Annotated in this window: 12 protein-coding genes; 5 read left to right on the forward strand and 7 right to left on the reverse strand. The window is 66.3% G+C overall.

Going from position 1 to position 13865, the window contains the following annotated elements; translation table 11 throughout:
• Positions 1-26 precede the first annotated feature (26 nt).
• The 3 genes from EJ067_RS07460 to EJ067_RS07470 form a co-directional block, all read right to left on the reverse strand.
• Positions 27-1268, reverse strand: coding sequence for a transaminase (locus EJ067_RS07460; RefSeq protein WP_245468194.1), 1242 nt, complete (start codon positions 1266-1268; stop codon positions 27-29).
• A gap of 425 nt (positions 1269-1693) precedes the next feature.
• Positions 1694-2347: a glutathione S-transferase family protein gene (locus tag EJ067_RS07465; protein ID WP_126085382.1), complete on the reverse strand. Its 654-nt coding sequence runs from the start codon at positions 2345-2347 to the stop codon at positions 1694-1696.
• An 88-nt stretch (positions 2348-2435) separates the two neighbouring features.
• Positions 2436-3422: a zinc-dependent alcohol dehydrogenase family protein gene (locus EJ067_RS07470; protein WP_126085383.1), complete on the reverse strand. Its 987-nt coding sequence runs from the start codon at positions 3420-3422 to the stop codon at positions 2436-2438.
• A gap of 101 nt (positions 3423-3523) precedes the next feature.
• On the opposite strand from EJ067_RS07470, the gene EJ067_RS07475 reads away from it, so the two are divergent.
• Complete coding sequence (locus EJ067_RS07475; protein ID WP_126085384.1) at positions 3524-4426, forward strand: LysR family transcriptional regulator; 903 nt, start codon at positions 3524-3526, stop codon at positions 4424-4426.
• A gap of 29 nt (positions 4427-4455) precedes the next feature.
• Here the strand turns inward: EJ067_RS07475 and EJ067_RS07480 are convergent, their stop codons facing one another.
• From EJ067_RS07480 to EJ067_RS07490, 3 genes are read right to left on the reverse strand one after another with little or no spacing between them, the layout of a single operon-like run.
• A complete protein-coding gene (locus EJ067_RS07480; protein ID WP_126085385.1) occupies positions 4456-5946 on the reverse strand; it encodes an aldehyde dehydrogenase in 1491 nt (496 codons plus the stop codon).
• Between the two features lie 2 nt (positions 5947-5948).
• On the reverse strand, positions 5949-7136 hold the full coding sequence (locus EJ067_RS07485) for a cytochrome P450 (RefSeq protein ID WP_126085386.1): 1188 nt from the start codon (positions 7134-7136) through the stop codon (positions 5949-5951).
• Between the two features lie 56 nt (positions 7137-7192).
• On the reverse strand, positions 7193-8650 hold the full coding sequence (locus EJ067_RS07490; RefSeq protein WP_189510457.1) for an APC family permease: 1458 nt from the start codon (positions 8648-8650) through the stop codon (positions 7193-7195).
• A 167-nt stretch (positions 8651-8817) separates the two neighbouring features.
• On the opposite strand from EJ067_RS07490, the gene EJ067_RS07495 reads away from it, so the two are divergent.
• From EJ067_RS07495 to EJ067_RS07510, 4 genes are read left to right on the forward strand one after another with little or no spacing between them, the layout of a single operon-like run.
• Positions 8818-9585, forward strand: a complete 768-nt coding sequence (locus tag EJ067_RS07495; RefSeq protein ID WP_126085388.1) for an IclR family transcriptional regulator — start codon at positions 8818-8820, stop codon at positions 9583-9585.
• A 28-nt stretch (positions 9586-9613) separates the two neighbouring features.
• The gene (locus EJ067_RS07500; RefSeq protein WP_126085389.1) at positions 9614-10864 is read left to right on the forward strand and encodes a Tm-1-like ATP-binding domain-containing protein; all 1251 of its coding nucleotides are present in this window, start codon (positions 9614-9616) and stop codon (positions 10862-10864) included.
• A complete protein-coding gene (locus tag EJ067_RS07505; protein WP_126085390.1) occupies positions 10861-11556 on the forward strand; it encodes an HAD-IA family hydrolase in 696 nt (231 codons plus the stop codon). Before EJ067_RS07500 ends, EJ067_RS07505 begins: the two co-directional genes overlap by 4 nt.
• Positions 11549-12907, forward strand: coding sequence for an aminotransferase class III-fold pyridoxal phosphate-dependent enzyme (locus EJ067_RS07510; RefSeq protein ID WP_126085391.1), 1359 nt, complete (start codon positions 11549-11551; stop codon positions 12905-12907). Before EJ067_RS07505 ends, EJ067_RS07510 begins: the two co-directional genes overlap by 8 nt.
• A 40-nt stretch (positions 12908-12947) precedes the next feature.
• On the opposite strand, the gene EJ067_RS07515 is transcribed toward EJ067_RS07510, so the two are convergent.
• A complete protein-coding gene (locus EJ067_RS07515; protein WP_126085392.1) occupies positions 12948-13820 on the reverse strand; it encodes a helix-turn-helix domain-containing protein in 873 nt (290 codons plus the stop codon).
• Positions 13821-13865: the final 45 nt, after the last annotated feature.

The raw sequence follows: 13865 nt of genomic DNA on the forward strand, positions 1-13865 counted from the left end.
TGCGGGCGAACGGGTTCGCCATTGCTTCAGACGATGCCCGCGTCGCGAACCAGATCGACGAAGCGAGCGAAGACTTCGGTGTGGCGATCGACAACGGCCGCCGAAGTTGCCGGGCACATCAGGAACATGGTGTGGAACGGCGTCACCAGTATGCCTTCGTTCATGTAGAAGGCATGCAGCAGCGTCTCGAGGTCGCCGCGCCGGCCGGCAATGACGTCGGCGCCGTCGCGCGGCGGCTTGGGCATGAACATGATCTCGGCGCGGGCGCCGACCTGCGTCACATGCCAGGGCAGTTTGCTGCCGCCGATGACGCCGCGCGCGGCCTCGGCCAGCCGCGTGGCGTTGGCGATCATGAGTTCGAAATTGGCCGGCGTCAGCACCTCCTCCAGCACCGCGCGCATGGTGGCGACGGTAAGCGCGTTGCCGGCGAGCGTGCCGCCGATGCCGAGATGCGCGGACTGGCGCACGCGCGGATTGACCATCGGCACGATTTTCCAGAGCCGTTCGGCGATTTCCCGCGAGACGCCGAAGACACCGGCCGGAATGCCGCCGGCGATCGCCTTGCCGGCCACCAGCATGTCCGGCTCCAGCCCGTGCAGCGCGGTATAGCCGCCGGGACCGCTGGAGATGGTGTGGGTCTCGTCGATGATCAGCACCGTGCCGGTGCGGCGTGTGATTTCGCGCAGGGCCGCGTGAAAGCCTTCGGCGACCGGGATCATGCCAAAATTGGTCATCAGCGGCTCGGTCAGCACGCAGGCGACGTCGCGATGCGACAGCGCGTCCTCCAATGCCGCCACGTCGTTGAACTCGACCACCCTGGAGACGGCGGAATGATCGACGCCGTTCGGATGGATCATGTTGCGCATGCCGACGCGGCCGTCGCGGATCTCGACATGCGCTTCCTCGACGCCGCCGTCATAGCAGCCGGAAAAGACCAGCACCTTGTCGCGTCCCGTGATCATGCGCGCGATGCGGATGGCGCCGCGATTGGCGTCGGTGGCCGAGGTGGTCAGCGTCCAGTAAGGCAGGCCGAAGCGGCGCGTGAGTTCTTCGCCGACCCGGAGGCTGTCCTCGGTGGGCAGCATCATGGTGCTGCCGTTCTGCAACTGGTGGAGCGCAGCGCGCGTCACCGCTTCGGGCGCGTGGCCGCACATGCCGCCGGTGTCGCCGAGCGCGAAGTCGACATAGTCATGGCCGTCGATGTCCTGGATATGCGCGCCGCGCGCCGAGGCGGCGTAGACCGGGAAGCCGCCGGCCCAGCGCCGCATCCAGTGCGACGGCCCGCCATAGAGGAAGTGCTCTTGCCCTCTTCCCAGGCCGCCGCCGAGCGCGGATGCGCGTCGAGGAACCGCGCCTGCTGGCGGTCGAGCAGGTGTTCAATCGTCGCGGGTTGCAAATCGTTTCTGCTGGCAGCCATCACGGCGCTGAGTTCTCCCTGGCGCGCAAAATTTTGCGGCGCATTGCCGTTCCGACGTCGGTCCGAACCGCTGTTTGCATGTCACGGATACACTGCAAGCTGGGCGGGCAGCTGTCAAGATAGTTCACATGCGAAGTATCTCGGAGACAACAGCATAAGCACGATGGCAGGCAGCGCGCGGCTGGTCAGCGCGGCAGATTTGCCTTCGGCCGTGAACAACAGCAGACCCCGTCGGATGATGCTTTGGTAGACCAGGAAGACCCACCCCCGACAGCCTCATCCGCCCGTCGATGCGGCGGCGGCAACCGCCAACTGGGCATCGAAAGCGCGCTTGAACGCAGGCCGCGCTTCGCCGCGGGCGACGTAGGCGGCGAGGTTCGGGAATTCGTCCAGCAGTCCCGACAGGTTCAATCTGCGCAGCACCGTCACCATCATAAGATCCCCGGCGCTGAAGGCGCCGTCGAGCCAGTCGGCATCACCCAGGCAGCGGGAGAGCTCGGTCAGCCGCTTGCGGATCCGGTCGTTCACCAAGGGCAGGCGCTCAGCGCGCCACGGCGCGTCGCGTTCTAGGATCACGACGGTTACGAGTTCCAGGATCGGAGGCTCCGCCGTGCTGAGGGCGGCGAACATCCAGGTGATGGCGCGCGCCCGGGCATTGGCGTCGTCCGGCAGCAGGCCTGCATGGCGTTCCGCGATGTGGAGCACGATCGATCCGGACTCGAACAGGCAGAGATCGCCTTCCTCATAGGTCGGAATCTGGCCGAAAGGATTGACCGCAAGATGCGCGGATTGCTTCATCGCGCTGAACGAGAGCAGGCGAACGTCGTAAGGCTGGCCGACTTCCTCGAGCGCCCAGCGCACGCGCATGTCGCGTGCCTGCCCCCTGCCGCCATCGGGCGACCGTTCGAAGGCGGTGATGGTAGGGGTCATTGGCAGGCTCCTCTTGATCGCGCTTTGCAGCCAGAGGACGAACGACCGACGCGGGCACCCGACAATCTGCCTCGTTTTCTTTGGGGCCTCAAACCGTGACGACGACCTTGCCGAACTGTTCGCCCGATTCGAGGAAGCGGTGCGCCTCGACGATCCTGTCGAACGGAAAGGTCCTGGCGATCACCGGCTTCAGCGCGCCCGACGCGAGGCCGTCGAGAATGAAGGCCTTGGCGGCTTCCAGTCGCACCGGATCGCCGGTGATTTCGTGGACAAGGTAGCCGCGCAGCGTCAGCGTCTTCGCCAGCACCGCGAGCAGCGGGAACGGCGTCGGCTCGGGGCTCAGGCCGCCATATTCGAGGAGGATGCCGCCGCGCGACATCGCGGCCGTCAGCGGCGCGAAGATCGGACCGCCGACCGCGTCGAGGACGACGCGCACGCCCCGCGGCGCGATTTCCTTCAGCCGCGCTTCGAGATCCTCTTCCTGCGAGGTCACGACATAAGCGGCGCCGGCATCGAGAAGAGCACTCTTCTTGGCCGATGTCCGTGTCACTGCGATCGGAACGGCGCCGATCATCCCGGCGATCTGGATCGCGGCCAGACCGACGCTGCTCGAGGCGGCGGTGATGACGACGGGCTCGCCGCGGCCGAGACGGGCGATATCGACCAGCGCGCCATAGGCGGTGAGATATTGCATCCATGTCGCGGCGGCGGCTTCGAAGCCGAGCGACGGCGGATGCTTCACGACAAGCTCGGCCGGAAAGGTGACGAGCTCGCCATACGCCGGCCAGCGCCCCATCGAATGCGGCGGGATGATGCTGACGACATCGCCTGGCGCAAAATCATCGACGCCCTCGCCGACCGCCTCGACGATGCCTGCCGCCTCGAGGCCAAGACCTGACGGCAGCGCCGGCGTCTCGATATAGCTGCCCTTGCGCAGCGAGGCTTCGGCGCGGTTCAAGCCCAGCGCCTTGACGCGGATCCGCACCTCGCCCGGACCGGGCGGCGGGACCTCGACGTCCTCGATGCGCAGCACCTCCGGACCGCCGCGAGCGTGAAAGCGAACAACCCTTGCCATCATGCGACTCCAAATCCAATTGACGGAATGGACTATGCAGGCGCGCAGCGGAGGGATAAATCCGACCTCACGCAGAACAGTCGAAACCAGTGGTTTGTAATATGGACCGCCTCGAAAGCATGGAAGTGTTCGTCAAAGCTGTCGACCTCGGCTCGTTCGCGGCCGCCGCGGCGGCACTCGACCTGTCAGGCCCGATGGTCGGCAAGCATGTCCGCTTGCTCGAGGAGCGGCTGGGCGTGCGCCTCATCAACCGCACGACGCGCCGGCAGAGCCTGACCGATTTCGGGCGCGCCTATTACGAGCGCTGCCGGATCGTGCTGGCGGAAGCGGAAGCCGCGGATGCGCTGGCTGCCGACCAATTGCACGAGCCGCGCGGAAAATTGCGCGTGACGATGCCGGCGCATTTCGGCCGCCACTGCGTCACGCCGGTCCTGCTCGAGCTTGCCCGGCGTTATCCGACGCTGGAGCTCGACCTGTCGCTCAGCGACCGCTTCGCCGATCTCGTCGAGGACGGTTTTGACCTCGCGATCCGCACCGGAACGCTGGATGACAGGGCCGGCATAATCGCGCGCCGCGTCGCGCGCCAGCGCATGATCGTCTGCGCTTCGCCCATCCACGTCGAAAGGTTCGGCCGGCCGCGTCGGCTCGAAGATATCGCCGGCCATCAGGCGATCATCTACCGGCGGCTCGGCCAGGCGCTGCAGCCGTGGCTGTTCCCGCGCGACGACGGTTCGGTCACGGAGATCGCGCCGACCGGGCGGCTGCGGCTCGACGATCTCGACGCCATCGCGGATGCCGCAACCGACGGCATGGGTCTCGCCTGGCTGCCCTACTGGCTGGTGCGCGGGCGCGTCGAAGCCGGCACGCTGCTCCGTCTGCTGCCCGACCAGCCGGACTATCTCTACGACTGCCACGCGCTCTGGCTGCAGACGCCGCACCTGCCGCTGAAAGTGCGGCTGGCCGTCGATGCGCTGGCGGCAGGGCTGCCGAAGATGATGTCCTAGTCCGCATCGGGCCGACCCGCTGCGAAGGGTCAAGCGAGACTGATCCACGCTGTCTTCAGGTCGGTGTATTTCTCGATCGCGTGCAGCGACTTGTCGCGGCCGAAGCCGGACTGCTTGAAGCCGCCGAGCGGCACGGTGATGTCGGCGCCGCCATAGGTGTTGACGTGGACGACGCCGGCATTGATGGCACGCACCATGCGATGCGCGGTCGACAAGTTCGCCGTCCACACGGCCGAGGCCAGACCGTAGACGGTGGAATTGGCAAGCCTCACAGCCTCTTCCTCGGTCTCGAAGCGCATGACGCCGAGCACAGGTCCGAACACTTCCTCGCGGGCAAGCTGCATCTGTTCGGTCACATTCTCGAAGATGGTCGGCGCCATGTAGCTGCCGCCTGTCTCGGCCAGGATGCGCTCGCCGCCGGTGACGAGGCGGGCGCCCTCCTCCGCGGCTTTGGCGACGAAGCCGAGATTCTTGGTCAGCTGCTCGGCGCTCGACACCGCGCCGATGTCGTTACCGAGGTCGAGCGGATCGCCCACCTTCAGCTTCGTGGTCGCCTTGAGGAGCTCGTCCATGAAACGGTCGTAGATCGAGGCCTGGACCAGAAGGCGCGAGCCGGCGACGCAGACTTGGCCGGAATTGCGGAAGATACCGTTGGCCGAGACGACCGCCGCCTGCTTCAGGTCCGGCGCATCGGCAAAGACGATGTTGGGCGACTTGCCGCCAAGCTCGAGGAAGACGCGTTTCAAATTGGAGCGCGCGGAATAGTCGAGCAGGCGGCGACCGACCGGCCCGGAGCCGGTGAAGGCGATCGCATCGACATCCATATGCAGGCCGAGGGCCTCGCCGGCGACCGAGCCGCGGCCGGTGACGACGTTGAAGACGCCCCCCGGCAGCCCGGCCTCGGCGGCGAGTTCCGCCAGACGCAGCAGCGTGAGCGAAGCGATCTCCGGCGGCTTGACGACGATCGCGTTGCCGGCGGCCAGAGCCGGCGCGATCTTCCAGGCGCCGATCATCAGCGGGAAATTCCACGGCACGATGATGCCGACGACGCCGAGCGGCTCCTTGTGGATGAGGCCCAGCACATTGTCGGCCGTCGGCGCGATCTCGCCATAGACCTTGTCGATGGCCTCGGCGTAGTAGCGGATGGTGCCGGCGGCCGAGAGCGGCTCGGCCTTGTAGGCCATGTTGATCTCGGTGCCGTTGTCGCGCACGCCAAGCACGGCGAGCTCGTCGACATTTTTCTCGATCAGTTCTGCAAGCTTCGTCAGCACCTTCTTGCGAAAGGCGGGCGCCGCGCGCGACCAGGAGCCTTTTTCGAACGCCTTGCGCGCTGACTTGACCGCACGGTCGATATCGGCGGCGCCGCCATCGGCGATGCTGGCGAAGGGGCGGCCGTCGATCGGCGAAATCACCGGCAGGCCGGCGCCGCTCTCCGCATCCACCTGGGCGCCATCGATGAACAGACGCCTCGCGCCGACCTCCACCTTGCGCAGCATGTCGATGGTGTCCTGGCTGATCATCGTCAATTGGCTCCAAGAGCTACATGAAGTGTCGCCGGCGCGCGGAACTCCCAGCCGCGGAAGACCGGCTCCTTGCCCGGCACCAGCCGCAGATCCGGAAAGCGCTCCAGCAACAGGCGTACCGCCATGCACATCTGCTCACGCGCGAAGAAGCGGCCCGAGCAGAAATGATGGCCGAAGCCGAAGGCGGCGTGGTTGCCTTCGTCGCGGTTGATGTCGAAACGATCGGGATCGGAAAAGCGGCTTTCGTCGCGGCTGGCGGATGAGACAAGTGCTGCGACCGGCGCGCCGGCGGGGATCGTGGCGCCGCCGAGTTCGATGGGCCGTGTCGTCTGGCGCGTCTGCGTGCCGATCGGCGCCACCCAGCGCAGCCCCTCGTCGACGGCCTTCGGCACGAAGGTGTCGGGATCGTCGAGCACCTGCCGAAGCTGTTCGGTGTTGGTGAGCAGGCCGACAAGGATGGAGCCGGCGCCGTGGCCGGGCTCCTGCATGCCGCCGAGCAGGATGACCTTGATGGTCGGCATCAGGAAATCGATGGGCCGCGTCGAGCGCTCCGGCATGCCGTCATGCAACATGTGCGACAAGCCTGAGTCGTCGGGCTCGCGGGCGAGCCTCTCCAGCGTCGGCCGGACGGCGGCGCCAACCTCGGCGCTGATCGCGTCGGCGATCTCCTGCCGCTTCGGATCGTTTTCGAAATTGATGGCGCCTTGGGCGAGGCCGTAGAACCAGCGCCGCAAGGTCGGCATGTCGACGTCGGCAAGGCCGAGCGAGCGCGCCAGGCTCAGCGTCGACACCGGCTCGAAATAGTCGGCCATCAGCTCGGCCGAACCCTGCGCCGCGATCTTGTCGAGATAGGGTTCGGCGATCGAGCGCACGAGATCGCCTGCGTAGGAGGCCACGGTGCGCGGCCGGTATTTCGGATCGACGCCCAGGCGAAGCTCTCTGTGGACGTCGCCGTCGGTGGTCAGGATGGTCGGCTTGCCGAAGGAGCGCTCGACGGGCGAGGTGCCGACGACCGCGGAAAAAATCTCGGGCGATTTCGCCACGCTCTCGACATCCTTCCAGCGGGTGACGAACCAGAGATTGACCGCCGGTACGAAGGCGACCGGGGCGCCGCGCCTCAGTTGCGCATAGATCGGATAGGGATCGGCTTCCAGCGCCTCGACCGTGATGCTCTCGGCAAAGCTCATGCCGCTGCTCCCGTAGCGTTGAGAAGGGGCGGCGCGGGCGCCGCCCCTTTTGTCGATCAATCGTTCAGCGGCCTGCCAAGGTTTTCGAAGGCGGCCGGATCGCGGCGCCTCAAGGCGCTTGCCAGCAGCAGGCCGACCACTGCCGCGATCAGAACCAGCGCCGGCAGGAAGACGCCCAGGAAGCCGGCGGCCCCCGACAGGCTGCCGAAATTGATGACGATCAGATAGATGATGACGACGAAGGCGATGAAGGTCAGCCCCGGCAGGATCGCGGTCTTCAGCGCGTTTTCCTGGCTCGACGGATTGGCGCGGAAGTACATCACGACGGCGAGCGAAGCCACCGCCATCATCACGATGACGCCGAGCGTGGCGACGTTGGTGAGCCACGAAAACAGCGCCAGCACAGGATCGAGGCCGAGCATCGCGAAGAGCCCGACGACGACCGCCGCAAGCACGGTCTGGATGACCGAGGCGACATGCGGGCTCTGATGCTCCGAATGCGTGACGCCGATCGTCTGCGGCAACAGCTTCTCGCGGCCGGCGACGTAGATGTAGCGGGCGACCGCATTGTGGAAGGCCAGCACGCCGGCAAACAGGCTGGAGACGAAGAGGATGCTCATGGCGTGGGTAAGCAGCGTCCCTGAATAGCGGTCGGACAGGCCGAACAGAAACGTGGTCGGATCCTGCAGGCCCTGCAGCGACGGCAACAGCTTGTCGACGCCGGCGCCGACCGCCATCAGCCAGGCGGTGACCATGTAGAAGAGACCGATCAGGATGACCGAGAAATAGGTGGCGCGCGGAATGGTGACTTTCGGATCGCGCGCCTCCTCGGCGTAGATCGTCGTCGCTTCGAAGCCGATGAAGGCGGCGAAGCAGAACAGGATGGCGATGGCTGGCGCGCCGCTGGTGATCTGGCTCCAGCTGAAGGGCGCGACCGACAGGCCGCTGTCGCCGCCGGTCTTGAGGATGGCGAGGTCGAGGATCAGCACCACGACATATTCGGCGAGCACCAGCACCGTCAGGATCTTGGCCGACAGATCGACCTGGCGGTAGCCGAGCACGGCGACGATGGCAATGGCGACGAAGCTCCACGCCCACCAGGGCAGCGTGATGCCCCAGCCGGCGAAAAGCCCGGCGGTGGCGGCGCCAAGCAGGCCCATGACGCCGATCTGCATGGCATTGTAGGACAGGATCGCGATCAGCGCGGTGGCGCCGCCGGCGAGACCGCCGAGGCCACGCGCGGCATAGGCGTAGAAGGCGCCGGCATTGCCGATGTGGCGCGACATGGCGACGTAGCCAACCGCGAACAGCAGCAGCAAAAGCGTCACGATGAGATAGGTGCCGGCAAAGCCGGCGCCGTTGCCCATCAGCATGCCGAGCGGCGTGCCGCCGGCGACAGCCGTGAGCGGCGCGGCGGCCGAGATCACCATGAAGGTGATGGCGCCGACGCCAAGGCTGTTCTTCCTCAGCCGGTTCACTTCGCCGGCTTCAAGTGTCGTCATTTTTCCCTCCATTCCGCGCCGCGGAAACCAAGTGTCCCTGAGATGCCGAGGGCCTTCTGACGGGGCCTATGTGCATTTCACTATTTGCAACGGCATTTCGATATTAGACTTGCAAAGGAATCGACTTGCTGTCAAGTTAATTCGCACGTTAAGTATTTGATGGAGGATCGGAGACGGCAATGAGCACGGTGGCCAAAGCCATTTCGCTGCTGGAAATGCTGGGCAGCGGCGCGCCCGAGACGGCGCTTGCCGACCTCGCCAAACGCGCCAATTTCGACAAGGCGACGACCCGCCGGCTGCTGGTTTCCCTCATTGCGCAAGGGCTCGTCGAGCAGGACGAGACCACGCGCCTCTACCGGCTGGGCGCCGGCATCGCCCGGCTGGCGCTGATGCGCGAGGCGCAGTTTCCGTTCCTGCGCATGGCGGCGCCGGTGATAGAGGCGCTGGCGGCGGAGACGGGTGAGACCGTGCATCTCTCGGAATATTCGAAGCGCGGCCTGATCACTGTCCAGGTCATCGAGTCCGACAAGGCCAACCGTGTCAGCGTGCAGCTCGGCGAGGTGCTGCCGATGCATGCGACGGCCTCCGGCATCGCCTTCCTGGCCTTCACCGAAGAGCGCATCCGCGAAGGCATTCTCGGCGGGCCGCTGCCGGCCTTCACGCCCTATACGATCGGCGACGTGGATACACTCGCCGAGCATGTTGCGGCTGCCCGCGCCCGCGGCCATTCGACCGGCTCGCAGGGCTATGAGGAAGGCGTGCTCAGCGTCGCAGCCCCCATACTCGGCGCAGACGGTTTCGCCATCGGCACCATCGCCATCGCCGCGCCCAGGGTGCGCATCCACAAAGGCGACATCGAGCGCCACGGCGCGAGCGTCGCGGCGGCGGCGCGCGAGATCGGCGAGCGGCTGTTCGGGCGGCAGCCCGGCCAGAAGCGGGCATCATAACCAACAAGAGACTGCAGGGAGACTGATTGTGGAGGAGACACGCCGAATCCTGGTTATCGGTACCGGCGACACCAAGGCCGACGAGCTGCTGTTCATGCGCGAGCGCATCGAGGCGGTCGGCGGCCTCGCCGTGATGATGGACGTCAGCGTGCTCGGCGATCCGCCTTACAAGCCGGAGCATGACAGGCATGCCGTGGCCCGGGCCGCCGACACGACGATCGAAGCGATCATCGCCAGCGGCGATGAGAATACCGCGATGACGCTGATGGCGCTCGGAGCCTCGCGGCTTGCCCGCTCGCTCCATGACAAGGGCGCGATCGACGGCGTCATCGCGCTCGGCGGCTCTATGGGCACCGACCTCGCGCTCGACGTTGCGCTTGCGCTGCCGCTCAGCGTGCCGAAATTCGTCGTCTCGACGATCGCCTATTCGCATCTGGTGCCGCCGGAACGGATCGCCACCGACCTGATGATGATCCTGTGGGCCGGCGGTCTCTACGGTCTCAACAGCGCCTGCAAGGCGGTACTGTCGCAGGCCTGCGGCGCGGTGGTCGGCGCCGCGCGCGCCGTCGTCAAACCGGACGAGGCAAAACCTCGGATCGGCATGAGCTCGCTCGGCAAAAGCTGCCTGCAATATATGGTGACGCTGAAGCCGGAGCTGGAAAAGCGCGGCTATGAGGTCATCGTCTTCCACACCACCGGCATGGGCGGACGCGCGCTTGAGGCGATCGCCGCGCAGAAAGGTTTCGTCGCCGTGCTCGATTTCAGCCTGCAGGAGCTCGCCAACCAGTTCACCGGCTCGGTGGTGAATTCGGGCGCCGACCGGCTGGAAAATGCCGGGCGGCAAGGCATCCCGCAGATCGTCGCACCCGGCGCCGTCGACATGGTCGATTTTCCGACCTGGCAAGCGGTGCCGGCCCGTTTCTTCGAAAGGCCGTACCATGCGCACAACCGCCTGCTCGCCTCGGTGACCTCGGACGGCGCGACGCGCGAGGAGATCGCCCGCGCCATCGGCGAGAAGCTAAGCACGGCGACCGGCCCGACCGCCTTCATCCTGCCGGCCGGTGGCATCCAGCAATGGGACCGGGAGGGCGAGCCGCTCCACGAGCCGGAGGCGCTCGTGGCCTTTGTCGAGGCGATGCGCGCGTCCGTGCCGGATAACGCCGAGCTGCATGAAATCGCGGGCCACATCAACGACGCCGCATTCTGCGCCAAGGCGCTGGAGATCTTCGACCGCTGGGTGGCCGAAGGCATCGTTCCGCCCGGCAGGCAAGCCGCATGAGCGGAATGTCGCCACAGGCGCTGGTGCTCGATTTCGGCGGCGTCGTCACGCGCACGCTGTTCGAGACGCATGCGCTGACCGAGCAGGCGCTTGGGCTCAAGCCCGGCACGCTTGGCTGGCGCGGGCCGTTCGACCCAGCTTCCGATGCGCTATGGCGCTCGATGCAGGCCGACGAGATCAGCGAGCGCGACTATTGGAAAACGCGCACGCGCGAGGTCGGCCGGCTGGTCGGCGAAGACTGGCAGGACATGTCGACCTTCGTGCAGCGGGCGCGCGGCGCCGATCCGCAAGCCGTGGTGCGGCCCGAGGCCGAGCAGGCGATCCGGATTGCACATGGGGCCGGCGTTCGGCTTGCCATCCTCTCCAACGAGCTCGACCTGTTCTACGGCAAATCCTTCCGCGAGCGGCTGCCGCTCCTGTCGCTGTTCGAGACGATTGTCGACGCGACCTATACCAAGGTCCTTAAGCCCGACCGCCGCGCCTATGCGATGGTCAGCGAGGCGCTGAAACTGCCGCTCTCGGCTTGCGTCTTCGTCGACGACCAGAAGCGCAATGTCGACGGCGCGGTTGCCGCCGGCATGCTCACCGTGCATTTCGACGTCGCACAGCCTGCGCGAAGCTATGCCGAGGCGCTCGGCCATTTCGGCCTTGCCGTCTCCCAATCGGAAACCGGAGTCTCCACCGATGCGTGACATCAATTTTCTCACCGAGAACAACGCCAAGCCGATCTGGCATCCGATGGCGCATCCGGCCGAAATGCGGGCGACGCCGCCGAAGATCATCATGAAGGGCGAAGGCGTCTCGGTGACCGACGCCGAAGGCCGCACGGTGCTCGATGCCGTCGGCGGCCTGTGGAACGTCAACCTTGGCTACAGCTGCGATCCGGTCAAGAAGGCGATGGCTGCCCAGCTCGACGCCCTGCCCTATTATTCCGGCTTTCGCGGCACCTCGACCGGGCCGTCGATCGAGCTTGCCTACGAGCTCACCGAATGGTTCGCGCCGGAGGGCATGGTGCGCGCCTTCTTCACCTCGGGCGGATCGGATTCGGTCGAGACGGCGCTGCGGCTGGCTCGGCAGTACTGGAAGATCCGCGGCCAGGGCGACCGGACGAAATTCCTGGCGCTGAAGAAGGGTTATCACGGCACGCATTTCGGCGGCGCCTCGGTCAACGGCAACGCCAATTTCCGCCGCAACTACGAGCCGCTCTTGCCCGGCGTCTTCCACACGCCAGCGCCGTGGACCTACCGCAATCCGTTCGACGAGACCGACCCGGCGAAGCTGGCCAAACTCTGCGCGCGGGCGATCGAGGACGAGATCGCCTTCCAGGGCGCCGACACGATCGCCGCCTTCATCATGGAGCCGGTGCTCGGCGCCGGCGGCGTCATCGTCCCGCATGAGACATTCATGCCGCTGGTGCGGGCGATCTGCGACCGCCACGACATCCTGCTGATCGCGGACGAGGTGGTGACAGGGTTCGGCCGCACAGGCGCCTGGGCGGGCTCGCGGCTCACCGGCGTGAAGCCGGATTTCATGGCCATCGCCAAGGCGATCACCTCCGGCTATTTCCCGCTCGGTGCGACGCTGATCGGCGCCAAGGTCGCCGACGTTTTCGAGGCCGACAAGACGAGCTTCGGCTCAATCGGCCACGGCTACACCTATTCCGGCCACCCCGTCGGCTGCGCGGCGGGACTCGCGGCGCTCGCCGAAACCAGGCGGCTTGCCGTCAACGAGAACGCCGCCGCGCGCGGCATCGAGCTCGGCAGGGCGCTGGAAGCACTGAAAACCAAGCACCAGTTGGTTGGCGACGTCCGTTACCAGGGCCTGATGGCGGCGCTGGAGCTGGTCTCCGACCGAGGCGCCAAGAAACCGGTCGACAAGAAGACGATGGCCGCTGTTGCCGACGCCGCCTACAGCGCGGGCGTCATGCTGCGCGTCTCCGGCAACAACATCATCCTGTCGCCGCCGCTGATCATCACCGCCGCAGATGTGGCGAAGATTGCCGAGGGGCTGGATGCGGGTTTGGCGGCCGCCGCGGCAGCCTAGCGAATTGGGAATAGCGAGTAGCGAATAGGGATCGAACTTGCTATTCGCTACTCACTACTCGCTTTTTCCGCCACGCAACCGGCGCCATTCCAACGGCCTGGCGGAAGAAGCGCGAAAAATAGGCCGGGTCGTTGAAGCCGCTCTCGTAGGCGATGTCCTCGACCGTGCGGATGGTGAAGAGCAGCAGGCGCTTGGCCTCGACCAGGCGCCTTTCGCCGATCGCCCGGCGCACGCCCGAGCCCAGCACCTGATGCGAGGCCTTGTCGAGCAGATGGCGCGTGGTGCCGAGTTCCTCGACATAGCGCTCGACCGGCCAGTCGTCGCGAAAATGCCGGTCGATCAGCCGCCTGAGCCGCCCGCCGAGCGCCACCGCGGCCGGCACCGTCACCGCATGCGATTGCGCGTCGAGCCGGGCAATGCCCGACAGCGCGACGGCGACAAGCGGCGGCAGGATTTTTTCCACGCCAGGTAGCGCCTCGGCATATTCGGCCTGGATCATCGTAATCGCGGCATTGAGCCTTTCCCAAAGCGCCGCTTCGCCCCGCGCGGTGACGAAGACGGGCTGGTCGAGCGACAGTGCGGAATGTTCCGCGATCGCCGCCAGCGCCGCATCGGCGACCGAGACGACGATGGCGTCGGTGCCCGGCTCGATCTCGAACCCATGCACGACGCCGCTCGGCATGAAGCTCACCGTCGGAGCCGAAAAACTCCAGGTCCTGTCCTCGATCCGGTAGACGCCGCTGCCGCTCGTCCAGAAGGTGATCTGCGCCATCTGCGGGTGCTTGTGCGCCAGAACCCGGCCGCGATGCACGGAAGCGCGGGCCTGAACAGTCTCGACATGCAGGAATCCTACATCGAGCGCACGCGCGGGCTCGCCGTAGACGAAGAATTCCGGAATGGCGGTCTGGCTCATGGGCTGCCGCAAAAAGTCCAAGCGATATCGCGCTTTCGTCTATAA

It is taken from the genome of Mesorhizobium sp. M1D.F.Ca.ET.043.01.1.1 (assembly GCF_003952385.1).
Lineage (GTDB): Bacteria > Pseudomonadota > Alphaproteobacteria > Rhizobiales > Rhizobiaceae > Mesorhizobium.